35 protein-coding genes are annotated in these 26,545 nt (G+C 58.4%); all 35 read right to left on the minus strand.

The features are described from left to right. Positions 1–75: 75 nt before the first annotated feature. Positions 76–2,226, minus strand: coding sequence for a catalase/peroxidase HPI (katG, locus tag H3221_RS08100; RefSeq protein ID WP_196473352.1), 2,151 nt, complete (start codon positions 2,224–2,226; stop codon positions 76–78). 184 nt (positions 2,227–2,410) lie between these two features. After that, positions 2,411–3,790: a Na+/H+ antiporter NhaC family protein gene (locus H3221_RS08105; protein ID WP_196473351.1), complete on the minus strand. Its 1,380-nt coding sequence runs from the start codon at positions 3,788–3,790 to the stop codon at positions 2,411–2,413. A gap of 199 nt (positions 3,791–3,989) precedes the next feature. Beyond that, positions 3,990–4,376: a 50S ribosomal protein L17 gene (gene rplQ / locus H3221_RS08110; RefSeq protein WP_003243945.1), complete on the minus strand. Its 387-nt coding sequence runs from the start codon at positions 4,374–4,376 to the stop codon at positions 3,990–3,992. 44 nt (positions 4,377–4,420) lie between these two features. Beyond that, the gene (locus H3221_RS08115; RefSeq protein WP_003463273.1) at positions 4,421–5,422 is read right to left on the minus strand and encodes a DNA-directed RNA polymerase subunit alpha; all 1,002 of its coding nucleotides are present in this window, start codon (positions 5,420–5,422) and stop codon (positions 4,421–4,423) included. A 22-nt stretch (positions 5,423–5,444) separates the two neighbouring features. Continuing rightward, a complete protein-coding gene (rpsD, locus tag H3221_RS08120) occupies positions 5,445–6,065 on the minus strand; it encodes a 30S ribosomal protein S4 (protein ID WP_017675608.1) in 621 nt (206 codons plus the stop codon). Positions 6,066–6,082: 17 nt separating this feature from the next. Beyond that, entirely contained in the window at positions 6,083–6,472 is a 390-nt protein-coding gene (gene rpsK / locus H3221_RS08125; RefSeq protein WP_003243933.1) for a 30S ribosomal protein S11, read from the minus strand. Positions 6,473–6,502: 30 nt separating this feature from the next. Then, positions 6,503–6,859: a 30S ribosomal protein S13 gene (gene rpsM / locus H3221_RS08130; protein ID WP_003463275.1), complete on the minus strand. Its 357-nt coding sequence runs from the start codon at positions 6,857–6,859 to the stop codon at positions 6,503–6,505. A 133-nt stretch (positions 6,860–6,992) separates the two neighbouring features. Continuing rightward, complete coding sequence (rpmJ, locus tag H3221_RS08135) at positions 6,993–7,109, minus strand: 50S ribosomal protein L36 (protein WP_002555468.1); 117 nt, start codon at positions 7,107–7,109, stop codon at positions 6,993–6,995. A gap of 28 nt (positions 7,110–7,137) precedes the next feature. Next, a complete protein-coding gene (gene secY / locus H3221_RS08140) occupies positions 7,138–8,466 on the minus strand; it encodes a preprotein translocase subunit SecY (RefSeq protein WP_036999706.1) in 1,329 nt (442 codons plus the stop codon). Beyond that, positions 8,467–8,898, minus strand: a complete 432-nt coding sequence (gene rplO / locus H3221_RS08145; RefSeq protein ID WP_017675610.1) for a 50S ribosomal protein L15 — start codon at positions 8,896–8,898, stop codon at positions 8,467–8,469. It lies immediately after the preceding gene. Between the two features lie 2 nt (positions 8,899–8,900). After that, positions 8,901–9,080 (minus strand): 50S ribosomal protein L30, encoded by a 180-nt coding sequence (rpmD, locus tag H3221_RS08150; protein ID WP_003243922.1) that lies wholly within the window; start codon positions 9,078–9,080, stop codon positions 8,901–8,903. 2 nt (positions 9,081–9,082) lie between these two features. After that, positions 9,083–9,583 carry a 30S ribosomal protein S5 gene (gene rpsE / locus H3221_RS08155; RefSeq protein ID WP_017675611.1) on the minus strand — a complete coding sequence of 167 codons (501 nt, stop codon included), beginning with the start codon at positions 9,581–9,583 and terminating at the stop codon, positions 9,083–9,085. A 3-nt stretch (positions 9,584–9,586) separates the two neighbouring features. Next, positions 9,587–9,937, minus strand: coding sequence for a 50S ribosomal protein L18 (rplR, locus tag H3221_RS08160; protein ID WP_017675612.1), 351 nt, complete (start codon positions 9,935–9,937; stop codon positions 9,587–9,589). 11 nt (positions 9,938–9,948) lie between these two features. Beyond that, positions 9,949–10,482, minus strand: a complete 534-nt coding sequence (gene rplF / locus H3221_RS08165) for a 50S ribosomal protein L6 (RefSeq protein ID WP_017675613.1) — start codon at positions 10,480–10,482, stop codon at positions 9,949–9,951. Positions 10,483–10,495: 13 nt separating this feature from the next. Then, positions 10,496–10,888, minus strand: a complete 393-nt coding sequence (gene rpsH / locus H3221_RS08170) for a 30S ribosomal protein S8 (protein ID WP_003243915.1) — start codon at positions 10,886–10,888, stop codon at positions 10,496–10,498. Between the two features lie 195 nt (positions 10,889–11,083). Continuing rightward, a complete protein-coding gene (rpsN, locus tag H3221_RS08175; protein ID WP_003463288.1) occupies positions 11,084–11,389 on the minus strand; it encodes a 30S ribosomal protein S14 in 306 nt (101 codons plus the stop codon). A 15-nt stretch (positions 11,390–11,404) separates the two neighbouring features. Beyond that, positions 11,405–11,944, minus strand: a complete 540-nt coding sequence (gene rplE, locus H3221_RS08180; protein WP_017675614.1) for a 50S ribosomal protein L5 — start codon at positions 11,942–11,944, stop codon at positions 11,405–11,407. A gap of 19 nt (positions 11,945–11,963) precedes the next feature. Beyond that, positions 11,964–12,278: a 50S ribosomal protein L24 gene (rplX, locus tag H3221_RS08185; protein ID WP_017675615.1), complete on the minus strand. Its 315-nt coding sequence runs from the start codon at positions 12,276–12,278 to the stop codon at positions 11,964–11,966. A gap of 11 nt (positions 12,279–12,289) precedes the next feature. Further along, positions 12,290–12,658 (minus strand): 50S ribosomal protein L14, encoded by a 369-nt coding sequence (gene rplN / locus H3221_RS08190; protein ID WP_003243907.1) that lies wholly within the window; start codon positions 12,656–12,658, stop codon positions 12,290–12,292. A 23-nt stretch (positions 12,659–12,681) separates the two neighbouring features. Then, positions 12,682–12,948 (minus strand): 30S ribosomal protein S17, encoded by a 267-nt coding sequence (gene rpsQ / locus H3221_RS08195; RefSeq protein ID WP_026088453.1) that lies wholly within the window; start codon positions 12,946–12,948, stop codon positions 12,682–12,684. Between the two features lie 2 nt (positions 12,949–12,950). Beyond that, complete coding sequence (rpmC, locus tag H3221_RS08200) at positions 12,951–13,142, minus strand: 50S ribosomal protein L29 (RefSeq protein WP_003463299.1); 192 nt, start codon at positions 13,140–13,142, stop codon at positions 12,951–12,953. Beyond that, positions 13,142–13,555, minus strand: a complete 414-nt coding sequence (gene rplP / locus H3221_RS08205) for a 50S ribosomal protein L16 (protein WP_003243901.1) — start codon at positions 13,553–13,555, stop codon at positions 13,142–13,144. The genes rpmC and rplP overlap by 1 nt, the downstream gene beginning before the upstream one ends. Positions 13,556–13,567: 12 nt before the next feature. Then, positions 13,568–14,254 (minus strand): 30S ribosomal protein S3, encoded by a 687-nt coding sequence (gene rpsC, locus H3221_RS08210; RefSeq protein WP_017675617.1) that lies wholly within the window; start codon positions 14,252–14,254, stop codon positions 13,568–13,570. Between the two features lie 13 nt (positions 14,255–14,267). Beyond that, positions 14,268–14,600 (minus strand): 50S ribosomal protein L22, encoded by a 333-nt coding sequence (gene rplV, locus H3221_RS08215; protein WP_003103908.1) that lies wholly within the window; start codon positions 14,598–14,600, stop codon positions 14,268–14,270. Between the two features lie 11 nt (positions 14,601–14,611). Next, entirely contained in the window at positions 14,612–14,887 is a 276-nt protein-coding gene (rpsS, locus tag H3221_RS08220) for a 30S ribosomal protein S19 (protein WP_017675618.1), read from the minus strand. Positions 14,888–14,903: 16 nt separating this feature from the next. After that, a complete protein-coding gene (rplB, locus tag H3221_RS08225; protein WP_017675619.1) occupies positions 14,904–15,728 on the minus strand; it encodes a 50S ribosomal protein L2 in 825 nt (274 codons plus the stop codon). Between the two features lie 14 nt (positions 15,729–15,742). Further along, complete coding sequence (rplW, locus tag H3221_RS08230; protein WP_003463306.1) at positions 15,743–16,042, minus strand: 50S ribosomal protein L23; 300 nt, start codon at positions 16,040–16,042, stop codon at positions 15,743–15,745. Then, positions 16,039–16,641: a 50S ribosomal protein L4 gene (rplD, locus tag H3221_RS08235; protein WP_036999711.1), complete on the minus strand. Its 603-nt coding sequence runs from the start codon at positions 16,639–16,641 to the stop codon at positions 16,039–16,041. The genes rplW and rplD overlap by 4 nt, the downstream gene beginning before the upstream one ends. A gap of 14 nt (positions 16,642–16,655) precedes the next feature. After that, complete coding sequence (gene rplC, locus H3221_RS08240; RefSeq protein WP_017675621.1) at positions 16,656–17,285, minus strand: 50S ribosomal protein L3; 630 nt, start codon at positions 17,283–17,285, stop codon at positions 16,656–16,658. Positions 17,286–17,368: 83 nt separating this feature from the next. Then, complete coding sequence (rpsJ, locus tag H3221_RS08245; RefSeq protein WP_003186070.1) at positions 17,369–17,680, minus strand: 30S ribosomal protein S10; 312 nt, start codon at positions 17,678–17,680, stop codon at positions 17,369–17,371. A gap of 155 nt (positions 17,681–17,835) precedes the next feature. Continuing rightward, complete coding sequence (gene tuf, locus H3221_RS08250; protein ID WP_084331690.1) at positions 17,836–19,029, minus strand: elongation factor Tu; 1,194 nt, start codon at positions 19,027–19,029, stop codon at positions 17,836–17,838. A gap of 30 nt (positions 19,030–19,059) precedes the next feature. Further along, positions 19,060–21,207, minus strand: coding sequence for an elongation factor G (gene fusA / locus H3221_RS08255; protein ID WP_196473350.1), 2,148 nt, complete (start codon positions 21,205–21,207; stop codon positions 19,060–19,062). 30 nt (positions 21,208–21,237) lie between these two features. Further along, complete coding sequence (rpsG, locus tag H3221_RS08260; RefSeq protein ID WP_003246741.1) at positions 21,238–21,708, minus strand: 30S ribosomal protein S7; 471 nt, start codon at positions 21,706–21,708, stop codon at positions 21,238–21,240. A 103-nt stretch (positions 21,709–21,811) separates the two neighbouring features. Next, positions 21,812–22,183, minus strand: a complete 372-nt coding sequence (rpsL, locus tag H3221_RS08265) for a 30S ribosomal protein S12 (protein ID WP_003463319.1) — start codon at positions 22,181–22,183, stop codon at positions 21,812–21,814. A 146-nt stretch (positions 22,184–22,329) separates the two neighbouring features. Continuing rightward, a complete protein-coding gene (gene rpoC / locus H3221_RS08270; RefSeq protein ID WP_045736139.1) occupies positions 22,330–26,529 on the minus strand; it encodes a DNA-directed RNA polymerase subunit beta' in 4,200 nt (1,399 codons plus the stop codon). Between the last annotated feature and the right edge of the window lie 16 nt (positions 26,530–26,545).

The following is a 26,545-nucleotide window of genomic DNA, read 5'->3' on the forward strand; positions in this document are numbered from 1 at the left end:
GTCAAGCAAAAGCACAACGCCTCCACGAGGGAGGCGCTGCGGTTCACTGACGCACCGTCGGTGCGCCACTCAGGCTCAGGCCAGATCGAAGCGATCCAGGTTCATCACTTTGGTCCAGGCGGCGACGAAGTCCTTGACCAGCTTCTCCTTGCCGTCAGCACTGGCATAGACCTCGGCGTAGGCACGCAGTACCGAGTTTGAACCGAACACCAGGTCGTTGCGGGTGGCAGTGTATTTCACCTGCCCATCCTTGCGTGTACGTCCTTCGAATACTTCATTGCTGTCATCGGCTGCCTTCCATACGGTGCCCATATCCAGCAGGTTGACGAAGAAGTCATTGGACAGCACGCCGACCTTGTCGGTGAACACGCCATGCTGGCTGCCGTCGTGGTTGGCACCCAGCACACGCAGGCCGCCGACCAGTGCAGTCATCTCCGGCGCGGTCAGTGTCAACATCTGCGCCTTGTCGATCAGCATCGTCTCGGTGGGCACGCCCAGGTTGCCTTTGCTGTAGTTACGGAAACCATCGGCGGCAGACTCCAGCACATCGAAGGAGTCGACATCGGTCTGATCCTGACGCGCATCGACACGGCCCGGCGCGAAAGGCACGTCTACCGTTACACCGGCAGCCTTGGCGGCCAGTTCGACACCGACATTACCGGCCAGCACGATCACGTCAGCCAGGGAGGCCTTGCCGGATGCCTGCTGGATTTCCACCAGTTTCGGCAGCACCTTGATCGCCCGCTGGTTGGCAGCCCAATCCTTCTGCGGCGCCAGCGCCAGGCGCGCACCGTTGGCACCGCCGCGCTTGTCGCCACCGCGGAAGGTCGAGGCCGAAGCCCAGGCCACGGACACCAGATCACCCACCGACAGCCCGGAAGCAGCGATCTTCGCTTTCAGATCGGCAATATCGGCAGCGCTCGGGTTGTGGGTGGCAGCAGGCAGCGGGTCTTGCCAGATCAGGTCCTCTTTCGGCACTTCCGGGCCCAGGTAACGGGCTTTCGGTCCCATGTCGCGGTGGGTCAGCTTGTACCAGGCGCGCGCGAAGGCATCGGCGAAGGCCTGCGGATCTTCATAGAAGTGCTTGGAGATCTTGCCGAACTCAGGGTCGAAGCGCAGGGTCAGGTCGGTGGTGAGCATGGTCGGCTTGTGGAATTTGCCCGGCACGTGCGCGTCCGGGATGATCTCCGGTGCATCCTTGGCCACCCACTGCTTTGCGCCAGCTGGCGACTTGGTCAGCTCCCATTCGAACTTGAACAGGTTCTCGAAGAAGTTGTTGCTCCACAGTGCCGGCGTCTTCGTCCAGGTCACTTCCAGGCCACTGGAAACCGTGTCCTTGCCGAAGCCACTGCCGAAGTTGCTGGTCCAACCCAGGCCCTGGGCTTCGATAGGTCCGGCCTCGGGCTCCGGTCCCTTGTGCGACTCCGGCGCTGCGCCGTGTGCCTTGCCAAAGGTGTGGCCGCCAGCGATCAACGCGACGATTTCCTCGTCGTCCATCGCCATGCGATAGAACGTGGCACGAATGTCTTTGGCTGCGGCCAGGTAGTCGCCGCTGGCATTGGGGCCCTCCGGGTTCACGTAGATCAGCCCCATGTGGGTGGCGCCGAAGGGTGCGGTCAGCTCGCGTTCGTCATTGACGCGCTTGGGGTCGACACCCAGCCAGGCGACTTCGGCGCCCCAGTTGACGTCCTGATCCGGTTCCCAGACGTCTTCGCGACCGGCACCGAAGCCGAAGGTGCGGAAACCCATGGATTCCAGTGCGACGTTACCGGCGAGGATGTACAGGTCGGCCCAGGAAATGGACTGGCCATACTTCTGCTTGATCGGCCACAACAGGCGACGCGACTTGTCGATGTTGACGTTGTCCGGCCAGGAGTTGAGCGGCGCGAAACGCTGCTGGCCACGGCCGCCACCACCACGGCCATCGGTGGTGCGATAGGTACCGGCAGAGTGCCAGGCCATGCGGATGAACTGCGGCCCGTAGTGACCGAAGTCGGCGGGCCACCAGTCCTGGCTGTCGGTCATCAGCCTGACCAGATCAGCCTTGAGTGCCTTGTAATCGAGCTTCTTGAAGGCTTCGGCGTAGTTGAATGTTTCACCCAGTGGATTGGATCGGTCGGAGTGCTGATTGAGCAAATCCACACGCAGCTGATTCGGCCACCAATCTTTGTTGGTCGTGCCTCCACCAGCGACGTGGTTGAACGGACATTTACCTTGGTTCGACATGGTTCTCTCCTTCTCCTCATCGGGTCGGTCCCAGCGAGTGCGACCAACAATGGGACAAGCCTAGACCCGCTTTGCCAAGCGAACCAATTCATGAAGCGTAACGGCGCGATAGTTATTTTCTTTCGAGCACGCCATGAAAAAACGGGCAACCAGGGCCCGCTTTTCCAAGGATGAGCAACGAGATTCAGGCGACGATAATGAAGCCCACAAAAGCCGCTGCGGCGGCGACCAGCGTATAAGGCAACTGAGTGATCGCATGGCTGATCAGGTTGCAGCCCGAGCCCTGCGCCGCCAGAACAGTGGAGTCGCTGTAGAAGCAGGCCTGACTGCCAAAGGCGGCGGCCGACATCAGTGCGCCGATCACCAGTGGAATGTCCGCACCCAGGGCATAGGCCAGGGGCATGACGATCGGGATGGTCACGGCGAAGATGCCCCAGGACGAGCCAGTGGCGAACGACAGCACCGCCATGCACAGGAACACCATGGCCGGTAGCATCTGCGGCGTCATGTAAGGTTTGAGCGTCTCGACCACGTACTGCGGCAGCATCAGTTGATCGCAGACATCCTTGAAGACGAAAGCCGCCACGCAGATGCCGATGGCCGGAAGCATCGTCTTGAAGCCGTCGACCATCTGATCGAGCATCTCTGAAAGCGGCATCAAGCGCTGTACCAGATAGAACGGCAGAGTCAGCAACATGGTGGCGATCATGCCCATCCACACGTCGATGTCGAAATACACGGTGAAGCCGACCAGCATGGCCAGCGGCACCAGGAAGTTATGCAGCTTGCCCCCCTCCTTGTCGGCCCCCTCGAACTCCTCTTCCAGTGATTTCATCGAGTAATTGTGCTCGGGGCTCAGCTCGCCAACGTGCATGGCACCGGCGGAGCCGTGGCGCGCCTGCAACTCGGCCTTGCGCATGGGCCCGATATCCGGGAACAACCCAGCAGCCACCAGCAACACCAGCAGTACCGCAGCCCAGGCGTAAAGCATGTAGGGAATGGCCTGGATATAGACATTTATGCCCTGACCACTCTCGGCGATGCCATTGTTCTCCAGCAGGCCGCCAAAGAACACCGCCCAGGTGGACAGCGGAACCAGTACGCAAATCGGTGCAGCGGTGGAATCCACCACGTAAGCCAGCTTTTCGCGCGAAACACTGAAACGGTCGGTGACGCGTTTCATGGTCTCGCCCACCGTCAAGGCATTGAGGTAGTCGTCGACGAAGATCACCACGCCGAGCACGAAAGTCATCAACAGCGAGGAGCGACGCCCCTTGGCCAGCTTCAGCGCGCTGCGACCGAAGGCCAGGGCACCACCGGTACGCACCAGCAGGGCGATCAACGCACCGAAGCTGCCGCACACCAGGATGAGCCAACCGATGGTTTCGTCCTGCATAACCTTCAGCGAGATTTCCGCGAAGCTACCCAGCGCATCCTGGGGCGAGAGCAGCAACAGACCGCTGCAGGCACCGACCAGCAAGGCAAGGATAGGGCGACGCAACCAGATGGCGAGGGTCAGGACAACGACAGGAGGGATGAGACTCAAAGCAGTAGGTTCGGACATGATCAGCAATTGTTCTTGTTGGGGCCGGCGCAGCGGCGAAGCGGGGACTGCCGCACCTTACCCGAGCACCATGCCGTACACAATATCAAACAATACGTGCGGAAAAATATTCACACCACAAAGGCCCCATCACCGACTCGGCGAATCAGAGGCAACAAAAAACCGGGCACGAGGCCCGGTTTCTTGTACAACCAGCAACTTACTCGGCAGCTTCTACCGAACCGCCGACCGGACGGTCGACCAGTTCAACGTAAGCCATCGGAGCGTTGTCGCCAGCGCGGAAACCGCACTTGAGGATGCGCAGGTAGCCGCCGTTACGGGTGGCGTAGCGCTTGCCCAGATCGTTGAACAGCTTGCCTACGATAGCTTTCGAACGGGTGCGGTCGAAGGCCAGACGACGGTTGGCAACGCTGTCTTCCTTGGCCAGGGTGATCAGCGGCTCGGCAACGCGACGCAGTTCCTTGGCTTTCGGCAGGGTAGTTTTGATCAGCTCGTGCTCGAACAGCGAGACCGCCATGTTCTGGAACATGGCCTTGCGGTGAGCGCTGGTGCGGCTGAGGTGACGGCCACTTTTACGATGACGCATGGTTCAATTCCTTACCAAACTTGTTCGTTCGGTGATGATGACGATCAGGCAGTGGCCTTATCGTCTTTCTTCAGACTTGCCGGCGGCCAGTTGTCGAGGCGCATACCGAGGGACAGACCGCGAGAAGCCAGAACATCCTTGATTTCGGTCAGGGATTTCTTGCCCAGGTTCGGGGTTTTGAGCAGCTCTACTTCGGTGCGCTGAATCAGGTCACCGATGTAGTAGATGTTCTCTGCCTTGAGGCAGTTGGCCGAACGTACGGTCAGTTCCAGGTCATCGACAGGACGCAGCAGGATCGGATCAATCTCGTCTTCCTGCTCGACCACCACTGGCTCACTGTCACCTTTGAGGTCGACGAACGCGGCCAGCTGCTGCTGCAGGATGGTCGCGGCACGACGGATAGCCTCTTCAGGGTCCAGAGTACCGTTGGTTTCCAGGTCGATAACCAGTTTGTCCAGGTTAGTACGCTGCTCGACACGGGCGTTTTCCACCACGTAAGCAACCCGACGCACAGGGCTGAACGAAGCATCCAGCTGCAAGCGACCAATGCTGCGGCTTTCATCTTCGTCGCTCTGACGCGCGTCAGCCGGCTCATAGCCGCGACCACGAGCCACGGTGAGCTTCATGTTCAGCGCGCCATTGGAGGCCAGGTTGGCGATTACGTGGTCGCCATTGACGATTTCGACATCGTGATCCAGCTGAATATCGGCAGCGGTAACTACGCCCGGGCCCTTCTTAGCCAGAGTCAGGGTCACTTCGTCACGGCCGTGCAGCTTGATAGCCAGACCTTTCAGGTTGAGCAGGATCTCGATGACATCTTCCTGCACACCTTCGATCGCGGAGTACTCATGGAGTACACCATCGATCTCGGCCTCGACTACTGCACAGCCAGGCATGGAGGACAACAGGATGCGACGCAGCGCGTTGCCCAGGGTATGGCCAAAGCCACGCTCGAGAGGTTCGAGGGTGATCTTGGCGCGGGTCGGACTGACCTCCTGCACATCGATGTGACGGGGGGTCAGGAACTCATTTACCGAAATCTGCATGGATGCACCTATTTTCTAGCCCTTACTTGGAGTAGAGCTCGACAATCAGGCTCTCGTTGATGTCGGCGGACAGATCGCCACGAGCCGGTACGTTCTTGAACACACCAGACTTCTTCTCGGCGTCTACTTCTACCCACTCAACACGGCCACGCTGGGCGCAGAGCTCGAGAGCCTGAGCGATGCGCAGCTGATTGCGCGATTTCTCGCGAACAGCAACGACGTCGCCAGCCTTAACTTGGTAGGACGGTACGTTTACGGTCTGACCGTTGACGCTGATCGCTTTGTGCGAAACCAGCTGACGGGACTCGGCACGAGTAGCGCCAAAACCCATACGGTAAACCACGTTGTCCAGACGGCACTCCAGGAGTTGCAGCAGATTTTCGCCGGTGGCGCCTTTCTGGCTGGCAGCTTGCTTGTAGTAACCGCTGAATTGACGCTCCAGTACGCCGTAGATACGACGAACTTTCTGCTTCTCACGCAGCTGGGTACCGTAGTCGGACTGACGGCCACGGCGCTGGCCGTGGATACCCGGGGCTGCTTCGATGTTGCACTTAGATTCAAGCGCGCGAACACCACTCTTCAGAAAGAGATCGGTGCCTTCACGACGAGACAGTTTGCACTTGGGACCAATGTAACGAGCCATTTCTCACTGTCTCCTGATTACACGCGACGCTTCTTCGGCGGACGGCACCCGTTGTGCGGGATTGGCGTCACGTCGGTGATGCTGGCGATTTTGTAGCCGCAGGCGTTCAGAGCACGCACGGCGGATTCGCGACCTGGGCCTGGACCTTTGACGTTGACGTCGAGGTTCTTCAGACCGTATTCCAGTGCAGCCTGACCAGCGCGCTCGGCGGCGATCTGAGCAGCGAACGGAGTCGACTTACGCGAGCCGCGGAAACCCGAACCACCGGAGGTAGCCCAGGACAGGGCGTTACCCTGACGGTCGGTAATGGTCACGATAGTGTTATTGAAAGACGCGTGGATGTGGGCGATGCCATCAACCACCGTCTTTTTGACTTTTTTACGAGTACGAGCAGCAGGTTTTGCCATGACTAAATTCCTGTCGATTCGCGAATGCGATTACTTGCGGATCGGCTTACGCGGGCCCTTACGGGTGCGAGCGTTGGTCTTGGTACGCTGACCGCGAACCGGCAGACCTTTACGATGACGCAGGCCACGGTAGCAACCCAGATCCATCAAGCGCTTGATCTTCATATTCACTTCACGACGCAGGTCGCCTTCGGTATTCACCTTGGCTACTTCGCCACGCAGCTGTTCGATCTGCTCGTCAGTCAGATCCTTGATTTTCGCAGCCGGATTTACACCGGTAGCGGCACAGATTTTCTGTGCAGTGGTGCGACCAACACCAAAGATGTAGGTCAGCGAGATAACAGTGTGCTTGTTATCCGGAATGTTAACGCCTGCAATACGGGCCATTCAGTGGAACTCCAATTGACAGCTACCTACGCCCCGGAAGCCAAGAAATAGGGCGCGAGATATTAACGCTGTAATAACAAATAATCAACCCGGCAGCGCACTAGCTGCCGGGCTTATCACGCGTGGTTCACACTCAGCCTTGGCGCTGCTTGTGACGCGGCTCTGCGCTGCAGATCACCCGCACGACACCTTCGCGACGGATAATTTTGCAGTTACGGCACAGCTTTTTCACCGATGCACGAACTTTCATTACCAACTCCTCGAACCTTACGGGTGGATCAGCGGAGCATGCCGCTGCCATAGCCCTTCAGGTTGGCTTTCTTCATCAGGGAATCGTACTGGTGAGACACGAGGTGCGATTGCACTTGGGACATGAAGTCCATTACAACCACGACCACGATCAGCAACGACGTCCCGCCAAGGTAGAACGGAACGTTGGCTGCAACCACCAGGAACTGGGGCAACAGGCACACGGCCGTCATGTACAGAGCACCGAACATGGTCAAGCGGGTCAGAACGCCATCGATATAGCGCGCAGACTGCTCGCCCGGACGGATGCCCGGAATAAAGGCACCGGACTTCTTCAGGTTTTCCGCTACGTCTTTCGGGTTGAACATCAGCGCTGTGTAGAAGAAGCAGAAGAAAATGATCCCTGCACTAAACAGCAGAATGTTCAACGGCTGACCAGGAGCGATAGCCTGCGAAATGTCCTGCAGCCAGCCCAAACCCTCGGACTGACCAAACCAGGCACCCAGCGAGGCCGGGAACAGCAGAAGGCTGCTGGCGAAGATGGCCGGGATTACGCCCGCCATATTCACCTTCAACGGCAGGTGGCTGGTCTGCGCAGCGAAGACCTTGCGGCCCTGCTGACGCTTGGCGTAGTGCACCGCAATGCGACGCTGACCACGCTCAATGAACACCACGAAACCGATGATCGCTACTGCCAGCAGGCCGATGGCGATCAGAGCGAAGATGTTGATATCGCCCTGACGAGCAGACTCGAAAGACTGCCCGATTGCCGACGGCAGACCGGCCACGATGCCTGCAAAAATCAGCATCGAGATACCGTTGCCGACACCGCGCTCGGTAATCTGCTCGCCCAGCCACATCATGAACATCGCGCCCGCCACGAAAGTGGTGATCGCCACGAAATGGAAGCCGAAATCGACCGAGAACGCTACGCCCTGGCTAGCCAGACCAACGGACATACCGATGGCCTGAACGAATGCAAGGACGAGAGTGCCGTAGCGGGTGTACTGGCTGATCTTGCGACGGCCAGCTTCACCTTCCTTCTTCAACTGCTCCAGCTGCGGGCTGACGGCGGTCATCAGCTGCATGATGATCGATGCCGAAATGTACGGCATGATCCCCAGTGCAAAGATGCTCATCCGCTCCAGCGCGCCGCCGGAAAACATGTTGAACAAGCTAAGAATGGTCCCCTCATTCTGCCGGAACAGATCCGCCAGTCGGTCTGGGTTGATGCCAGGAACCGGGATGTGCGCACCTATCCGGTAGACGATGATCGCCAGGAACAGGAAACGCAGACGAGCCCAGAGTTCGGACAACCCGCCACCTGCCAGCGCTGAGAGAGCACCTTGCTTAGCCATTTAGTCCTCGAACTTACCGCCAGCTGCTTCGATAGCCGCACGCGCACCCTTGGTGGCGGCGATACCTTTCAGGGTGACCGCACGGGTAACCTCACCGGACAGCATGACTTTCACACGCTGTACGTGATGACCTACCAGATTGGCATCCTTCAGAGCCTGCAGAGTGACAACACCCTCTACCTTGTTCAGCTCGGAAGTACGCACTTCAGCGCGATCCATAGCCTTCAGGGAGACGAAGCCGAACTTCGGCAGACGGCGGTGCAGCGGCTGCTGACCACCCTCGAAGCCCGGAGCGATGGAGCCACCGGAGCGGGAGGTTTGACCTTTGTGACCACGGCCACCAGTCTTACCCAGACCGCTACCGATGCCACGGCCCGGACGGTGCTTCTCGCGACGGGCACCCGGCGCGGAACGCAGATCGTTCAGTTGCATGATTAACCCTCCACCTTCAGCAGGTAGTAAGCCTTGTTGATCATGCCGCGGTTTTCCGGAGTATCCAGAACCTCTACGGTGTGACCGATGCGACGCAGGCCCAGGCCCTTGACGCAAGCTTTGTGATTGGCCAGACGGCCATTGGTGCTCTTGATCAGAGTCACTTTGACGGTATTAGCCATGGTTAGAGAATCTCCTCGACGCTCTTGCCACGCTTGGCTGCAACAGAACCCGGAGACTGCATGGTCTTCAGACCCTTGAAAGTGGCGTGAACCACGTTCACCGGGTTGGTCGAGCCGTAGCACTTGGCCAGAACGTTCTGCACGCCAGCCACTTCCAGCACGGCACGCATGGCGCCGCCGGCGATGATACCGGTACCTTCCGAAGCCGGCTGCATGAACACCTTGGAGGCGCCGTGAGCGGACTTGATCGGGTACTGCAGAGTGGTGCCGTTCAGATCAACTTGGATCATGTTGCGACGAGCAGCTTCCATCGCTTTCTGGATAGCAGCCGGAACTTCGCGGGACTTGCCACGGCCGAAACCGACGCGACCCTTGCCATCACCCACCACGGTCAGCGCGGTGAAAGTGAAGATACGGCCACCCTTTACGGTCTTGGCAACGCGGTTAACCTGAACCAGCTTCTCGATGTAGCCTTCGTCGCGCTTTTGGTCGTTATTTGCCATAACTTAGAACTCCAGCCCGCCTTCACGAGCAGCATCAGCCAGCGCCTTGACGCGGCCGTGGTACTTGAAGCCAGAACGGTCGAATGCCACCTGGGTCACACCAGCGGCTTTCGCACGCTCAGCAACCAGCGCACCAACTTTCTTGGCTGCGTCGACGTTGCCGGTGGCGCCATCACGCAGTGCTTTGTCCAAGGTAGAGGCGCTGGCCAGAACCTTGCTGCCGTCGGCCGAGATGACCTGGGCATAGATGTGCTGCGAAGAGCGGTACACGCACAGACGCACGGCTTCGAGCTCGTGCATCTTGAGGCGTGCTTTGCGAGCGCGACGCAGACGAGTAACTTTTTTGTCGGTCATTTTTCAGCCCCTTACTTCTTCTTGGCTTCTTTACGACGGACAACTTCATCCGCGTAACGAACGCCTTTGCCCTTGTAGGGCTCAGGACGACGGAAGTCACGGATTTCCGCAGCCACCTGACCCACCAGTTGCTTGTCGATACCCTTGATCAGGATTTCGGTCTGGTTCGGGGTTTCGGCCACGACGCCTTCCGGCAGTTCGTAGTCGATCGGGTGGGAGAAGCCCAGTGCGAGGTTCAGCACCTGGCCTTTGGCTTGAGCTTTGTAGCCCACGCCGACCAGCTGCAGCTTACGCTCGAAGCCTTGGCTGACACCGATGACCATGTTGTTCACCAGGGCGCGAGTAGTACCGGCCATAGCGCGGTTCTGCTGATCGCCATTACGAGCGGCGAAACGCAGTTCGCTACCTTCCTGGATCACTTCAACGGACGAGTGAACGTTCAGTTCCAGAGCGCCCTTGGCACCCTTAACCGAGAGCTGCTGACCGGCGAGTTTGATCTCGACACCGGCAGGCAGCACAACGGGGTTCTTAGCAACGCGAGACATGCTTATCCCCCCCTTAGAACACGGTGCAGAGCACTTCGCCGCCGACACCGGCAGCGCGCGCAGCGCGATCCGTCATCACACCTTTGTTGGTGGAGACGATGGAAACACCGAGACCGCCGCGAACCTTCGGCAGGTCATCGACGGATTTGTATTGACGAAGGCCAGGACGGCTCACGCGCTTGACTTCCTCGATGACCGGACGGCCTTCGAAGTACTTCAGCTCGATGGACAGTTGTGGCTTGGCTTCACCATTGACTTCATAACCCGCAATGTAACCTTCGTCTTTCAGAACTTTGGCTACGGCTACCTTCAGAGTGGAAGAAGGCATGCTTACGACGGACTTTTCAGCCATCTGGGCATTACGGATACGAGTTAGCATGTCCGCTAACGGGTCCTGCATACTCATGGGCTAGACGCTCCTGATACAAAAAGAACAGCCCGAGGGCTGTGGGATCATCCAAAAGCTCGGCATGGAAATACCAGGCTCAGGAGAGCCGGACATTCTAGAGACCGATCAAAAATGAAGCAAGCCCCAAAAGGGGCTTGCTCAATAAAAAGGCAAAGCCGGCACAAGGCCGGCTTCGCTTTCAGCTACCGCTGATTACCAGCTGGCTTTCACCAGGCCCGGTACGTCACCGCGCATGGCGGCTTCGCGCAGCTTGTTACGCGACAGACCGAACTTGCGGTAAACGCCGTGCGGACGGCCGGTGATGCGGCAACGGTTACGCAGGCGCGAGGCGCTGGCGTCACGCGGCTGCTTCTGCAGAGCGACCTGGGCTTCCCAACGCGCTTCCGGACTGGTGTTCGGATTAGCGATGGTGGCTTTCAGCTCGGCACGCTTCTTGGCGTACTTGGCAACCGTTTGCTGACGCTTCAGCTCGCGGTTCTTCATGCTTGTCTTGGCCATTGTCCAGGACTCCGATCAGTTGCGGAACGGGAAGTTGAAAGCACGCAGCAGAGCGCGGCCTTCATCATCGTTACGGGCAGTGGTAGTCAGGGTGATGTCCAGACCACGCAGCGCATCGATCTTGTCGTAATCGATTTCCGGGAAGATGATCTGCTCTTTCACGCCCATGCTGTAGTTGCCACGACCATCGAAGGACTTGGCATTCAGGCCGCGGAAGTCACGCACTCGCGGCAGGGAGATGGACAGCAGACGATCCAGGAACTCATACATACGCTCGCGACGCAGAGTGACCTTGACGCCAATCGGCCAACCTTCACGAACCTTGAAACCTGCGATCGACTTGCGGGCATGAGTCACAACGACTTTCTGACCGGTAATCTTCTCGAGGTCGGCAACAGCGTTCTCGATGATCTTCTTGTCACCGATCGCTTCGCCCAGGCCCATGTTCAGGGTGATCTTGGTGATGCGCGGAACTTCCATCACGTTCGCCAGCTTCAGTTCTTCCTTCAGCTTGGGCGCGATTTCCTTCCGGTAAATCTCTTTCAGTCGTGCCATGGTATTTACCTACGGATTCTCAAGCGCCAACCGGCTTCTGGGTGGACTTGAAGACACGAATTTTCTTGCCGTCTTCGGTCTTGAAGCCAACGCGGTCAGCCTTGTTGGTTTCAGAGTTGAAGATGGCAACGTTGGAAGCGTGCAGAGGCGCTTCTTTCTCGACGATACCGCCTTGAACGCCCGACATCGGGTTCGGCTTGGTATGACGCTTCACCAGGTTGATACCGCCGACGACCAGACGGTCGTCAGCGAGAACCTTGAGCACCTTACCGCGCTTACCTTTGTCTTTGCCGGCGATCACGATGATCTCGTCGTCACGACGAATCTTTTGCATGTCGGATCTCCTTAAAGCACTTCAGGGGCGAGCGAGACGATCTTCATGAACTTCTCGGAACGCAGTTCACGGGTCACTGGCCCGAAGATACGGGTACCGATCGGCTCTTGCTTGTTGTTCAGCAGAACAGCAGCGTTGCCGTCGAAGCGGATGATCGAACCGTCGGCACGACGAACGCCGTGACGGGTACGAACAACCACTGCGGTCATGACCTGACCTTTCTTCACTTTGCCGCGCGGAATTGCTTCCTTGACGGTGACCTTGATGATGTCGCCGATGCCGGCGTAGCGACGATGAGAGCCGCCCAGCACCTTGATGCACATAACGCGACGTGCACCACTGTTGTCAGCAACATCGAGCATGGATTGAGTCTGAATCATAAAATTTCTCCGACCCCTAGCCCTTAGACGTCAACTGCGCGTTCGACGACTTCAACCAGAGCCCAGGACTTGGTCTTGGACTGCGGACGGGTTTCGCGAATGGAAACCTTGTCGCCGATCTTGCACTGGTTGGTTTCGTCGTGAGCGTGCAGTTTGGTCGAACGCTTGACGTATTTACCGTAGATCGGGTGCTTTACACGGCGCTCGATCAGAACGGTGATGGTCTTGTCCATCTTGTCGCTGACAACACGGCCGGTCAGCGTACGGACTGTTTTTTCGGCTTCAGCCATGATCACTTACCTGCCTGCTGGTTGAGCACAGTTTTCACACGAGCGATGTCGCGCTTAACTTGCGAGAGCAGGTGAGACTGCCCCAACTGGCCAGTTGCTTTCTGCATGCGCAGATTGAACTGGTCGCGCAGCAGACCGAGCAGTTGCTCGTTCAGTTGCTGTGCGGTTTTTTCACGAAGTTCGGTCGCTTTCATCACATCACCGTCCGCTTAACAAAGGTGGTGGCGAGCGGCAGCTTTGCAGCAGCCAGGGCGAAAGCCTCACGCGCCAGCTCTTCGGAAACGCCTTCGATCTCGTACAGGACCTTGCCTGGCTGGATCTGGGCTACCCAATATTCGACGCCACCCTTACCTTTACCCATCCGCACTTCGAGAGGCTTCTTGGTAACCGGCTTGTCCGGGAATACGCGAATCCAGATCTTGCCGCCACGTTTTACGTGACGAGTCAGAGCACGACGAGCGGACTCGATCTGACGGGCGGTGAGACGACCGCGGGCTACAGACTTCAGCGCGAACTCGCCGAAGCTGACCTTGCTACCGCGCTGAGCCAGACCACGGTTGTGGCCGGTCATCTGCTTGCGGAACTTCGTACGCTTTGGTTGCAACATGATGCGTACTCCTTATTTCTTAGCAGCTTTACGAGGAGCGGGCGCTTGCGGCTTCAGCTCTTCAGTGCGGCCACCAATGACCTCACCCTTGAAGATCCAAACCTTGACGCCGATCACACCGTAAGTGGTGTGCGCTTCGTAGGTGGCGTAATCGATATCTGCACGCAGGGTGTGCAGGGGCACACGACCTTCGCGATACCACTCGGTACGGGCGATTTCAGCGCCACCAAGACGACCACTCACCTGGATCTTGATGCCCTTGGCACCAATACGCATGGCGTTCTGTACGGCGCGCTTCATGGCGCGACGGAACATTACGCGACGTTCCAGCTGCTGAGCTACGCTCTGTGCAACCAGCATACCGTCGAGCTCCGGCTTGCGGATCTCTTCGATGTTGATGTGCACCGGCACACCCATTTGCTTGGTCAGGTCCTGACGCAGCTTCTCAACATCTTCACCTTTCTTGCCGATCACGATGCCGGGACGAGCGGTGTGGATGGTGATGCGTGCGGTTTGAGCCGGACGAGCGATGTCGATACGGCTAACGGACGCGCTTTTTAGTTTGTCTTGCAGGTATGCACGAACCTTCAGGTCGGCATTCAGGTAGTCGGCGTAAGTGCGACCATCTGCATACCAAACCGAAGTGTGATCCTTGACGATTCCCAGGCGGATGCCAACGGGATGTACTTTCTGACCCATCTGATCGACTCCGTTACTTGTCCGCAACCTTGACAGTGATATGGCAAGACCGCTTGACGATGCGATCAGCACGGCCTTTGGCACGCGGCATGATGCGCTTAAGCGAACGCCCTTCGTTGACGAAAACGGTGCTGACCTTCAGGTCATCAACGTCTGCGCCTTCGTTGTGCTCGGCGTTGGCAACGGCCGACTCCAGCACTTTCTTCATGATCTCGGCGGCTTTCTTGCTGCTGAAAGCCAGCAGGTTGAGCGCTTCGCCCACCTTCTTCCCGCGGATCTGGTCGGCGACCAGGCGAGCTTTCTGGGCGGAGATGCGAGCGCCCGACAACTTAGCGGCTACTTCCATTTCCAAACCCCTTAACGCTTGCCTTTCTTGTCGGCAACGTGACCACGATAGGTACGTGTGCCGGCAAATTCGCCCAGTTTGTGGCCGACCATGTCTTCGTTCACGAGAACAGGGACATGTTGACGACCGTTATGCACAGCGATGGTCAGACCGACCATCTGCGGCAGGATCATGGAACGACGCGACCAGGTCTTAACCGGTTTGCGTTCGTTCTTTTCCACCGCCGCTTCGACCTTCTTCAGTAGGTGAAGATCGATAAAAGGACCTTTTTTCAGAGAACGTGGCACTGTCGTATCCCTCTATTTACTTGCGACGACGGACGATCATGTTGTCGGTGCGCTTGTTAGCACGGGTTTTCGCGCCCTTGGTCGGGAAGCCCCATGGCGACACCGGATGACGACCACCGGAGGTACGACCCTCACCACCACCGTGCGGGTGATCAACCGGGTTCATGGCAACACCACGAACGGTCGGACGAACACCGCGCCAGCGCTTGGCACCGGCCTTACCCAGCGAACGCAGGCTGTGCTCGGAGTTCGAGACTTCGCCCAGGGTCGCACGGCACTCGGACAGGACTTTGCGCATTTCGCCGGAGCGCAGACGCAGAGTCACATAGGCACCTTCACGAGCGATCAGCTGAGCAGAAGCACCAGCGGAACGAGCGATCTGAGCACCCTTGCCCGGCTTCAGCTCGATACCGTGAACGGTCGAACCTACCGGAATGTTGCGCAGCTGCAGGCTGTTGCCCGGCTTGATCGGAGCCATGATGCCCGCAATCAGCTGGTCGCCAGCAGAAACGCCCTTCGGAGCGATGATGTAGCGACGTTCGCCGTCAGCGTATTTCAGCAGAGCGATGTGAGCAGTACGGTTCGGGTCGTATTCCACGCGCTCGACGGTGGCAGGAATGCCATCCTTGTCGTTGCGACGGAAGTCGACCAGACGGTAATGCTGCTTGTGACCACCACCGATATGACGGGTGGTAATACGGCCATTGTTGTTACGACCACCGGACTTCGACTTTTTCTCGAGCAGCGGAGCGTACGGAGCGCCTTTGTGCAGCTCCTGATTGACCACCTTGACCACAAAACGGCGGCCAGCGGAAGTCGGTTTGCATTTAACGATTGCCATGATGCACCCCTTCCTTACTCAGCACTGCTGGTGAAATCGAGTTCTTGGCCCGGCTGAAGGGAGATAACTGCCTTCTTCCAGTCGTTACGCTTGCCCAGACCGCGAGCGGTGCGCTTGCTCTTACCCAGAACGTTCTGAGTAGTAACGCGCTCAACCTTCACGCCGAACAGGCCTTCGACAGCCTTCTTGATTTCCAGCTTGGTCGCATCGGTAGCGACTTTGAAAACGAACTGACCTTGTTTGTCAGCCAGAACCGTGGCCTTCTCGGAGATGTGCGGGCCAAGCAGCACTTTGAATACGCGTTCCTGGTTCATCCCAGCAGCTCCTCGAATTTCTTCACGGCCGAAACGGTGACGAGCACCTTCTCGTACGCGATCAGGCTGACCGGATCGGAACCCTGAACGTCACGTACGTCAACGTGCGGCAGGTTACGGGCAGCCAGGTACAGGTTCTCATCGACAGCGTCGGATACGATCAGCACGTCGGTCAGGCCCAGGCCATTGAGCTTGGCCAGCAGGGTCTTGGTCTTCGGCGCATCAACGGCGAAGTCTTCGACCACGACCAGACGGTCGGTACGAACGAGCTCAGCAAGGATGGAGCGCAGAGCTGCGCGGTACATCTTCTTGTTCAGCTTTTGATCATGGTTGCGGGTGGACGCTGCGAAGGTCACACCACCGCCACGCCAGATCGGACCACGAGTGGTACCAGCACGAGCACGACCAGTGCCCTTCTGACGCCAAGGGCGCTTACCGCCACCGGATACGTCGGAACGGGACTTCTGACCTTTGGTGCCCTGACGACCGCCAGCCATGTAGGCTACGACTGCCTGGTGAACCAGAGTCTCGTTGAACTCGCCACCGAAGGTCGCTTCGGACACTTCGATCGCCTGAGCGCCATTTACATTCAATTGCATCTCAGATTCTCCCCTTACGCCTTGGCAGCCGGACGAACGATAACGTCGCCGCCAGTAGCGCCAGGAACGGCACCCTTGACCAGCAGCAGATTACGCTCGGCGTCTACGCGCACGACTTCCAGGGACTGCACGGTAACGCGCTCAGCACCCATGTGGCCGGACATCTTCTTGCCCTTGAATACGCGACCCGGGGTCTGGCACTGGCCAATGGAACCCGGAACACGGTGGGACACGGAGTTGCCGTGAGTGTTGTCCTGGCCGCGGAAGTTCCAACGCTTGATGGTACCGGCGAAGCCTTTACCTTTGGACTGACCGGTGACATCCACCAGTTGACCAGCTTGGAAAATTTCAGCGTTGATCAGATCGCCAGCCTGGTAGTCGCCTTCTTCAAGACGGAATTCCAGAACGGTGCGACCTGCCGCGACGTTCGCCTTGGCGAAGTGGCCAGCTTGAGCTGCTGTGACACGCGAAGCGCGACGCTCACCGACAGTGACTTGCACTGCGCGATAGCCATCGGATTCTTCGGTTTTGAACTGGGTGACGCGATTCGGCTCGATCTCGATGACCGTAACCGGAATGGAGACACCTTCTTCGGTGAAAATACGGGTCATACCCGCTTTACGACCGACTACACCAATAGTCATGTTGTAAACCTCATGAGTGTACGGGGCTTTCACCCGCTATGGCCGCCCATTTCAGAGCGTTACACGACTAAAACCGCCAGGTTTTAGCCGAGGCTGATCTGCACTTCCACGCCTGCCGCAAGGTCAAGCTTCATCAGCGCGTCAACGGTTTTATCCGTCGGCTGGACGATGTCCAGAACACGCTTATGAGTGCGGATTTCGTACTGATCGCGCGCGTCTTTGTTGACGTGCGGAGAGACCAGAACGGTAAACCGCTCCTTACGAGTAGGCAGAGGAATCGGACCACGCACCTGAGCACCAGTACGTTTCGCGGTTTCCACGATTTCCTGGGTAGATTGATCGATCAGGCGATGGTCAAAAGCCTTCAACCGAATACGGATTTGTTGGTTTTGCATTTTGACCTCAGATTCCAAGCTGCTAATCCCCACAGACGGACTACGCCCGCTCAAGGGAGGCGCAATTGTACGGATGCCCCCTAGGGGTGTCAACTTTTAACCAGTCCAAAAGAAAAGGGCCCCGAAGGGCCCTTTTACATACCGCAGATCGTTGATTACTCGACGATCTTGGCAACCACGCCAGCACCAACGGTACGGCCGCCTTCGCGAATCGCGAAACGCAGGCCATCTTCCATGGCGATCGGCTTGATCAGGGTGACAACCATTTTGATGTTGTCGCCCGGCATTACCATCTCAACGCCTTCCGGCAGTTCGCACGAACCGGTCACGTCAGTGGTACGGAAGTAGAACTGCGGACGGTAGCCCTTGAAGAACGGGGTGTGACGACCACCTTCTTCCTTGGACAGAACGTACACTTCAGCTTCGAACTTGGTGTGCGGCTTGATGGTGCCCGGCTTGGCCAGAACCTGACCACGCTCGACTTCATCACGCTTGGTGCCGCGCAGCAGCACGCCGCAGTTCTCACCAGCACGACCTTCGTCCAGCAGCTTGCGGAACATCTCAACGCCGGTGCAGGTGGTCTTGGTGGTCGGACGCAGACCAACGATTTCGATTTCTTCCTGGATACGGACGATACCGCGCTCTACACGACCGGTCACTACAGTACCGCGGCCGGAGATCGAGAATACGTCTTCGATCGGCATCAGGAACGGACGGTCGATGGCACGAACCGGCTCAGGGATGTAGGTATCCAGAGTTTCCACCAGGGTTTTCACCGCAGTGGTACCCATGCCGTTGTCGTCCTGGCCGTTCAGAGCCATCAGCGCGGAGCCGATGATGATCGGAGTGTCGTCACCCGGGAAATCGTAGGTGCTCAGCAGGTCGCGAACTTCCATCTCGACCAGTTCCAGCAGCTCAGCGTCGTCAACCATGTCAGCCTTGTTCAGGAAGACAACGATGTACGGTACGCCAACCTGACGGGACAGCAGGATGTGCTCACGGGTTTGCGGCATCGGGCCGTCGGCAGCCGAGCAGACCAGGATCGCGCCGTCCATCTGGGCAGCACCGGTGATCATGTTCTTCACGTAGTCGGCGTGACCCGGGCAGTCAACGTGCGCGTAGTGACGTACGGACGAATCGTACTCCACGTGTGCAGTGTTGATGGTGATACCACGAGCTTTCTCTTCCGGAGCGCTATCGATCTTGTCGAAGTCAACCTTGGCCGAACCGAAAACTTCGGAGCAGACGCGGGTCAGAGCAGCGGTCAGAGTGGTTTTACCGTGGTCAACGTGACCGATGGTGCCGACGTTGACGTGCGGTTTGTTACGTTCGAATTTTTCCTTAGCCACGACAGTAAACCTCTTACTTAAAGGGCGGGATTAGCCTTGTTTTTTAACCAGCGCTTCGACGATGTTCGCCGGAGCCTCTGCGTACTTGGAGAATTCCATGGAGTAGCTGGCGCGACCCTGGGACATGGAACGGACGTCGGTAGCGTAACCAAACATCTCGCCCAGCGGAACTTCGGCACGGATAACCTTACCGGACACCGAATCTTCCATACCCTGGATCAGACCACGACGACGGTTCAGGTCACCCATCACGTCACCCATGTAGTCCTCAGGAGTTACCACTTCTACCTTCATGATCGGCTCAAGCACCTTACCGCCGCCCTTCTGGGCCAGCTGCTTGGTCGCCATGGAGGCAGCGATCTTGAACGCCATCTCGTTGGAGTCGACGTCGTGGTAGGAACCATCGAACACGGTAGCCTTCAGGCCGATCAGCGGATAGCCGGCAACGACGCCGTTCTTCATCTGCTCTTCGATACCCTTCTGGATCGCCGGGATGTATTCCTTCGGAACCACACCACCTACGACTTCGTTGGTGAACACCAGACCTTCGGTGATGTTGCCCTTGTCGTCCACGTCCGGAGTCGAGAAACGAATCCAGCAGTGACCGAACTGACCACGACCACCGGACTGACGAACGAACTTGCCTTCGATCTCGACAGCGTCCTTGGTGATGGTTTCACGGTAGGAAACCTGCGGCTTGCCGATGTTGGCCTCGACGTTGAACTCGCGCTTCATGCGGTCAACGAGGATGTCCAGGTGCAGCTCACCCATACCAGAGATGATGGTCTGACCTGTCTCTTCGTCAGTCTTGACGCGGAACGACGGGTCTTCCTGAGCCAGCTTGCCCAGCGCGATACCCATCTTCTCCTGGTCAGCCTTGGTTTTCGGCTCTACAGCTACCGAAATTACCGGCTCCGGGAAGTCCATGCGCTCGAGGATGATCTGCTTGTCCGGATCGCACAGGGTTTCACCGGTGGTGACATCCTTCATGCCGATCAGAGCCGCGATGTCGCCAGCGCGCACCTCTTTGATCTCTTCACGCTGGTTGGCGTGCATCTGCACCATACGACCAACGCGCTCTTTCTTGCCTTTCACGGAGTTGATGACCGACTGGCCAGACTCCAGAACGCCCGAGTAGACGCGAACGAAGGTCAGCGTACCCACGAACGGGTCGGTAGCGATCTTGAACGCCAGAGCCGAGAACGGCTCGTTGTCGTCGGCATGACGCTCGTCGTAATCGGCCTCAGCGATTTCCTCTTTCGGCTTGTCAGCCAGATCCGGGTGAATACCCTTGATCGCAGGAATCTCGGTCGGAGCCGGCAGGAAGTCGATGACGGCATCGAGAACCAGGGGAACGCCCTTGTTCTTGAACGAGGAACCGCAGACAGCCGGCACGATCTCACTCGCCAGAGTACGGGCGCGCAGACCAGCCTTGATCTCTTCGACGGACAGGTCACCTTCTTCAAGGTACTTGTTCATCAGCTCTTCGTTGGCTTCGGCAGCAGCCTCGACCATGTTCGAGCGCCACTCGTTGGCCAGCTCTACCAGCTCGGCAGGAATCTCTTCCTCACGATAGGTAGTGCCCTTGTCGTCTTCGTTCCAGTAGATGGCCTTCATCTTGATCAGATCAACCTGACCTTCGAAGTTCTCTTCTGAACCGATGGCGATCTGAATCGGTACCGGGGTGTGCCCCAGACGGTTCTTGATCTGACCGACGACGCGCAGGAAGTTGGCACCAGCACGGTCCATCTTGTTCACGTAGACGATACGCGGAACGCCGTACTTGTTGGCCTGACGCCATACGGTTTCGGACTGCGGCTCAACGCCCGAAGTACCACAGAACACAACAACAGCACCGTCGAGTACGCGCAGCGAGCGCTCTACTTCAATGGTGAAGTCAACGTGACCGGGGGTGTCGATGACGTTTACGCGGTAGTTGTCGTACTGACCAACCGAACCTTTCCAGAAGGTGGTGATGGCAGCAGAAGTAATGGTAATACCACGCTCCTGCTCCTGAACCATCCAGTCGGTGGTCGCGGCGCCATCATGCACCTCGCCCATCTTGTGGCTCAGGCCTGTGTAGAACAGGATCCGCTCGGTAGTGGTGGTCTTGCCCGCGTCAACGTGGGCACAGATACCAATATTACGGTAGCGGTTAATTGCTGTATTACGAGCCATAAAGCCCTCGCAAGGTTAGTGGAGCCGGAATTAGAAGCGGTAGTGCGAGAAAGCCTTGTTGGCTTCAGCCATACGGTGCACGTCTTCACGCTTCTTGACAGCAGCGCCTTTGCCTTCAGCAGCATCCAGCAGCTCACCAGCCAGACGCAGAGCCATGGACTTCTCGCCGCGCTTGCGGGCGTAGTCTACGAGCCAGCGCATAGCCAGGGCGTTACGACGGGACGGACGAACTTCGACCGGAACCTGGTAAGTAGCACCGCCTACGCGGCGAGACTTCACTTCGACCAGCGGAGCGATGGCGTCGAGAGCTTTCTCGAAGATCTCCAGGGGATCGCTGTTCTTGCGCGCTTTGACTGTGTCCAGAGCACCGTAAACGATGCGCTCGGCCACGGCCTTCTTGCCGCTTTCCATCACGTGGTTCATGAACTTGGCGAGAATCTGCGATCCGTACTTCGGATCGTCGAGAATCTCACGTTTTGCTGCTACACGACGTCTTGGCATGATAAGCCCTCAAACGGTCTTCAGGTTAGCCCGGGACTTTCGGCAAAAGCCGCGCCCGACCTTACTCTTATCGACTCAACTAAATATAAAGATTCAGGCGGCCTTATTTCGGACGCTTGGTACCGTACTTGGAACGACCTTGCTTACGGTCTTTGACGCCAGAGGTATCCAGCGAACCACGCACGGTGTGGTAGCGCACACCCGGAAGGTCTTTTACACGACCGCCACGGATCAGCACGACGCTGTGCTCTTGCAGGTTGTGGCCTTCACCACCGATGTACGAGGAAACCTCGAAACCGTTGGTCAGACGCACGCGGCATACTTTACGCAGTGCCGAGTTAGGTTTTTTCGGCGTGGTGGTGTACACGCGAGTGCACACGCCACGACGTTGCGGGCAGTTCTGCAGCGCAGGCACGTCGGATTTCTCGACGATACGCTTACGCGGCTGACGTACCAGCTGGTTGATAGTTGCCATCTACTAGCTCCACTGTTGTCTTTCGACGCTCACAAATAAAGATGGCAGAGCACAGCGCCCTGCCAAATTTAGGGGTGCATGAGTCTAAAGAGACGCACGCCCCCAGTCAAGACAAAGCCCCGCTGGCGAACCAGCGAGGCCTCGACTCAATTGCCGCTGGAGTTCAGCGCTTCGGTCAGTGCGGCTTCCACTTCACTGGCGCTGACTCGTACCGGCTTGTCGGCATCACGCTTGCGCTTGCGCTCGCTGTGATAGGCCAGACCGGTACCGGCCGGGATCAGACGACCCACGACCACGTTCTCTTTCAGACCACGCAGGTAGTCGCGCTTGCCAGTAACCGCTGCCTCGGTGAGGACGCGAGTGGTTTCCTGGAAGGACGCTGCCGAGATGAAGGACTCGGTGGACAGCGACGCCTTGGTGATACCCAGCAGTACACGGGTGTACTTGGCGACGAACTTGTCCTCTTCGGCCAAACGCTCGTTCTCGCCCAGCACCTGGGTGAGCTCCATTTGATCGCCCTTGATGAAGGACGAATCGCCGGACTCGCTGACTTCAACCTTACGCAGCATCTGACGCAGGATGGTCTCGATGTGCTTGTCGTTGATCTTCACGCCCTGCAGACGGTAAACGTCCTGGATCTCGTTGACGATGTACTTGGCCAGCGCGCTCACGCCCAGCAGGCGCAGGATGTCGTGCGGATCGCTCGGGCCGTCGGAGATGACTTCGCCGCGGTTCACTTGTTCGCCTTCGAAGACGTTCAGATGACGCCACTTCGGAATCAGCTCCTCGTACGGATCGCTGCCATCGGTCGGGGTGATGACCAGACGGCGCTTGCCCTTGGTCTCCTTGCCGAACGAGATGGTGCCGCTGATTTCCGCCAGGATCGAAGCTTCCTTCGGACGACGGGCTTCGAACAGGTCGGCAACGCGCGGCAGACCACCGGTGATGTCGCGGGTCTTCGAGGTCTCTTGCGGGATACGGGCGATAACGTCACCGACCGCGATCTGCGCACCGTCAGCCACACCGACCAGGGCGTTGGCTGGCAGGAAGTACTGAGCGGGAACGTCGGTACCCGGCAGCAGCAGTTCCTTGCCGTTGGCATCGACCATCTTGATGGCCGGACGAATGTCCTTGCCAGCAGCCGGACGATCCTTCGGATCGAGAACCTCGATGTTGGTCAGACCGGTCAGTTCGTCGGTCTGACGCTTGATGGTGATGCCCTCCTCCATGCCGACGAAGGTCACGGTACCCTTCATTTCGGTCACGATCGGGTGGGTGTGCGGGTCCCACTTGGCGACGATGGCGCCAGCGTCGACCTTGTCGCCTTCCTTCACCGAAATCACGGCACCGTACGGCAGCTTGTAGCGCTCGCGCTCGCGACCGAACTCGTCAGCCACAGCCAGCTCGCCGGAACGGGACACCGCCACCAGGTTGCCGTCCACGCGCTCGACGTGCTTGAGGTTGTGCAGACGGATCGCACCACCATTCTTCACCTGGACGCTGTCGGCAGCCGAAGTACGGCTTGCAGCACCACCGATGTGGAAGGTACGCATGGTCAGCTGGGTACCCGGCTCACCGATGGACTGGGCAGCGATAACGCCGACCGCTTCACCGATGTTGACCTGATGACCACGAGCCAGATCGCGACCGTAGCACTTGGCGCAGATGCCGAAGCGGGTTTCGCAGGTGATCGGCGAACGCACGACCACTTCGTCGACGCTGTTCAGCTCGATGAACTCGACCCATTGCTCGTCGATCAGGGTACCGGCCGGAACGATGACGTCCTCGGTGCCAGGCTTGAACACGTCCTTGGCGATCACTCGACCCAGCACGCGCTCACCCAGCGGCTCGACAACGTCGCCGCCTTCGATGTGCGGCGTCATCAGCAGACCGTGCTCGGTGCCGCAATCGATCTCGGTCACCACCAGATCCTGCGCCACGTCGACCAGACGACGGGTCAGGTAACCGGAGTTCGCGGTCTTCAGTGCGGTATCCGCCAGACCTTTACGAGCACCGTGGGTGGAGATGAAGTACTGCAGAACCGACAGACCTTCGCGGAAGTTCGCGGTGATCGGCGTTTCGATGATCGAGCCGTCCGGCTTGGCCATCAGACCACGCATACCGGCCAGCTGACGGATCTGGGCGGCGCTACCACGCGCACCGGAGTCCGCCATCATGTACATGGAGTTGAAGGACTCCTGCTCGACGGTCTTGCCTTCGCGATCGACAACCGGCTCTTTCGAGAGGTTGGCCATCATCGCCTTGGACACTTCATCGTTGGCCTTCGACCAGAGGTCGATCACCTTGTTGTACTTCTCGCCCTGGGTAACCAGGCCGGAGGCGTACTGCGATTCGATTTCCTTCACTTCCTCGGTGGCGGCGTCGATGATGCGCGCCTTCTCGTCCGGGATGACGAAGTCGTTCACGCCAATCGACACACCGGAGATGGTCGAGTAGGCGAAACCGGTGTACATCAGCTGGTCAGCGAAGATCACGGTGTCCTTCAGACCAACGGTGCGGTAGCACTGGTTGATCAGCTTGGAAATCGCCTTCTTCTTCATCGACTGGTTGACCACGTCGTAAGACAGGCCGGCCGGTACGATCTGGAACAGCAGCGCGCGGCCGACAGTGGTGTCGACGATGCGGGTGTTCTTGGTGATGCTGCCGTCGCGGTCTTTGATGACCTCGTTGATACGCACTTTCACACGGGCGTGCAGGGACGCTTCGCCGGCGCGGAACACGCGGTCGACTTCCTGCAGGTCAGCGAACACGCGACCTTCGCCCTTGGCGTTCACGGCTTCGCGGGTCATGTAGTACAGACCCAGTACAACGTCCTGCGACGGCACGATGATCGGCTCGCCGTTGGCGGGCGACAGGATGTTGTTGGTCGACATCATCAGCGCGCGCGCTTCGAGCTGGGCTTCCAGCGTCAGCGGCACGTGAACGGCCATCTGGTCACCGTCGAAGTCGGCGTTGTACGCGGCGCAGACCAGCGGGTGCAGCTGGATCGCTTTACCTTCGATCAGTACCGGCTCGAACGCCTGGATACCCAGACGGTGCAGGGTCGGTGCACGGTTGAGCAGTACGGGATGTTCGCGAATCACTTCGGCGAGAACGTCCCACACTTCCGGCAGCTCACGCTCGACCATCTTCTTCGCAGCCTTGATGGTGGTCGCCAGACCACGCATTTCCAGCTTGCCGAAAATGAACGGCTTGAACAGCTCGAGGGCCATCTTCTTCGGCAGACCGCACTGGTGCAGACGCAGGGTCGGGCCTACGGTGATCACGGAACGACCGGAGTAGTCCACGCGCTTACCGAGCAGGTTCTGACGGAAGCGACCTTGCTTACCCTTGATCATGTCGGCCAGCGACTTCAGCGGACGCTTGTTCGAGCCAGTGATGGCGCGACCACGACGGCCGTTGTCGAGCAGGGCGTCGACGGCTTCCTGCAGCATGCGCTTTTCGTTGCGCACGATGATGTCCGGCGCCGACAGATCGAGCAGGCGCTTGAGACGGTTGTTACGGTTGATCACGCGGCGATACAGATCGTTCAGATCGGAAGTCGCGAAGCGGCCACCATCGAGCGGTACCAGCGGACGCAGATCCGGCGGCAGAACCGGCAGAACGGTCAGCACCATCCACTCAGGCAGGTTGCCGGAGTCCTTGAAGGCTTCCATCAGCTTCAGGCGCTTGGACAGCTTCTTGATCTTGGTCTCGGAGTTGGTCTGCGGAATCTCTTCACGCAGGCGGCCGATCTCGTGATCCAGGTCGATGGCGTGCAGCAGCTCGCGTACGGCTTCGGCGCCCATACGCGCGTCGAAGTCGTCACCGAACTCTTCGAGGGCTTCGAAGTACTGCTCGTCGTTCAGCAGCTGACCCTTCTCGAGGGTGGTCATGCCCGGATCGATCACGACGTAGCTCTCGAAATAGAGCACGCGCTCGATATCGCGCAGGGTCATGTCCATCAGCAGGCCGATACGGGACGGCAGCGATTTCAAGAACCAGATGTGGGCGACCGGCGAGGCCAGTTCGATGTGCGCCATGCGCTCACGACGAACCTTGGCCAGGGCCACTTCAACGCCGCACTTCTCGCAGATCACACCGCGGTGCTTGAGGCGCTTGTACTTGCCGCACAGGCACTCGTAGTCCTTGACCGGGCCAAAGATCTTGGCGCAGAACAGGCCATCACGCTCTGGCTTGAAGGTACGGTAGTTGATGGTTTCCGGCTTTTTAACTTCACCGAACGACCACGAACGGATCATCTCAGGCGAGGCCAATCCGATACGGATGGCGTCGAACTCTTCGATCTGACCCTGGTTTTTCAGCAAATTCAGTAGGTCTTTCAAGGCCTTTCCTCCTGGC

The organism is Pseudomonas chaetocerotis (assembly GCF_015712105.2).
GTDB classification, from domain to species: Bacteria; Pseudomonadota; Gammaproteobacteria; order Pseudomonadales; family Pseudomonadaceae; genus Aquipseudomonas; species Aquipseudomonas chaetocerotis.

Bases quoted from the DNA above. Each gene is read 5' to 3' on its own strand.
- rplR (WP_017675612.1), bottom strand. From the start codon at position 9,937: ATGACCGACAAAAAAGTTACTCGTCTGCGTCGCGCTCGCAAAGCACGC.
- rplE (WP_017675614.1), bottom strand. From the start codon at position 11,944: ATGGCACGACTGAAAGAGATTTACCGGAAGGAAATCGCGCCCAAGCTG.
- rplW (WP_003463306.1), bottom strand. From the start codon at position 16,042: ATGAACCAGGAACGCGTATTCAAAGTGCTGCTTGGCCCGCACATCTCC.
- rpsD (WP_017675608.1), bottom strand. From the start codon at position 6,065: ATGGCTCGTTACATTGGTCCCAAGTGCAAACTGTCTCGTCGTGAAGGC.
- rplB (WP_017675619.1), bottom strand. From the start codon at position 15,728: ATGGCAATCGTTAAATGCAAACCGACTTCCGCTGGCCGCCGTTTTGTG.
- rpsC (WP_017675617.1), bottom strand. From the start codon at position 14,254: ATGGGTCAGAAAGTACATCCCGTTGGCATCCGCCTGGGAATCGTCAAG.
- rpsH (WP_003243915.1), bottom strand. From the start codon at position 10,888: ATGAGTATGCAGGACCCGTTAGCGGACATGCTAACTCGTATCCGTAAT.
- rpmD (WP_003243922.1), bottom strand. From the start codon at position 9,080: ATGGCTAATACCGTCAAAGTGACTCTGATCAAGAGCACCAATGGCCGT.
- rplP (WP_003243901.1), bottom strand. From the start codon at position 13,555: ATGTTGCAACCAAAGCGTACGAAGTTCCGCAAGCAGATGACCGGCCAC.
- rpmJ (WP_002555468.1), bottom strand. From the start codon at position 7,109: ATGAAAGTTCGTGCATCGGTGAAAAAGCTGTGCCGTAACTGCAAAATT.
- rpsK (WP_003243933.1), bottom strand. From the start codon at position 6,472: ATGGCAAAACCTGCTGCTCGTACTCGTAAAAAAGTCAAAAAGACGGTG.
- secY (WP_036999706.1), bottom strand. From the start codon at position 8,466: ATGGCTAAGCAAGGTGCTCTCTCAGCGCTGGCAGGTGGCGGGTTGTCC.
- rpsL (WP_003463319.1), bottom strand. From the start codon at position 22,183: ATGGCAACTATCAACCAGCTGGTACGTCAGCCGCGTAAGCGTATCGTC.
- H3221_RS08105 (WP_196473351.1), bottom strand. From the start codon at position 3,790: ATGTCCGAACCTACTGCTTTGAGTCTCATCCCTCCTGTCGTTGTCCTG.
- rplQ (WP_003243945.1), bottom strand. From the start codon at position 4,376: ATGCGTCATCGTAAAAGTGGCCGTCACCTCAGCCGCACCAGCGCTCAC.
- rplN (WP_003243907.1), bottom strand. From the start codon at position 12,658: ATGATTCAGACTCAATCCATGCTCGATGTTGCTGACAACAGTGGTGCA.
- rplF (WP_017675613.1), bottom strand. From the start codon at position 10,482: ATGTCTCGCGTTGCTAAGAACCCCGTTGTGCTGCCTGCCGGTGTCGAG.
- fusA (WP_196473350.1), bottom strand. From the start codon at position 21,207: ATGGCTCGTAATACAGCAATTAACCGCTACCGTAATATTGGTATCTGT.
- katG (WP_196473352.1), bottom strand. From the start codon at position 2,226: ATGTCGAACCAAGGTAAATGTCCGTTCAACCACGTCGCTGGTGGAGGC.
- rplD (WP_036999711.1), bottom strand. From the start codon at position 16,641: ATGCAATTGAATGTAAATGGCGCTCAGGCGATCGAAGTGTCCGAAGCG.
- rpsJ (WP_003186070.1), bottom strand. From the start codon at position 17,680: ATGCAAAACCAACAAATCCGTATTCGGTTGAAGGCTTTTGACCATCGC.
- rplC (WP_017675621.1), bottom strand. From the start codon at position 17,285: ATGACTATTGGTGTAGTCGGTCGTAAAGCGGGTATGACCCGTATTTTC.
- rpsM (WP_003463275.1), bottom strand. From the start codon at position 6,859: ATGGCCCGTATTGCAGGCGTTAACATTCCGGATAACAAGCACACTGTT.
- rpsG (WP_003246741.1), bottom strand. From the start codon at position 21,708: ATGCCAAGACGTCGTGTAGCAGCAAAACGTGAGATTCTCGACGATCCG.
- rpsN (WP_003463288.1), bottom strand. From the start codon at position 11,389: ATGGCCAAGACAAGCATGAAGAACCGCGAGCTGAAGCGTCAGCAAACG.
- rpsE (WP_017675611.1), bottom strand. From the start codon at position 9,583: ATGGCAAATAACGACCAAAAGCGCGACGAAGGCTACATCGAGAAGCTG.
- rplO (WP_017675610.1), bottom strand. From the start codon at position 8,898: ATGCAACTGAACGATCTGCGTTCCGCGCCGGGTGCCCGTCGCGAGAAG.
- rpsQ (WP_026088453.1), bottom strand. From the start codon at position 12,948: ATGGCTGAAGCCGAAAAAACAGTCCGTACGCTGACCGGCCGTGTTGTC.
- H3221_RS08115 (WP_003463273.1), bottom strand. From the start codon at position 5,422: ATGCAGATTTCGGTAAATGAGTTCCTGACCCCCCGTCACATCGATGTG.
- rpmC (WP_003463299.1), bottom strand. From the start codon at position 13,142: ATGAAAGCGACCGAACTTCGTGAAAAAACCGCACAGCAACTGAACGAG.
- rplX (WP_017675615.1), bottom strand. From the start codon at position 12,278: ATGCAAAAGATTCGTCGTGACGACGAGATCATCGTGATCGCCGGCAAA.
- rplV (WP_003103908.1), bottom strand. From the start codon at position 14,600: ATGGAAGTAGCCGCTAAGTTGTCGGGCGCTCGCATCTCCGCCCAGAAA.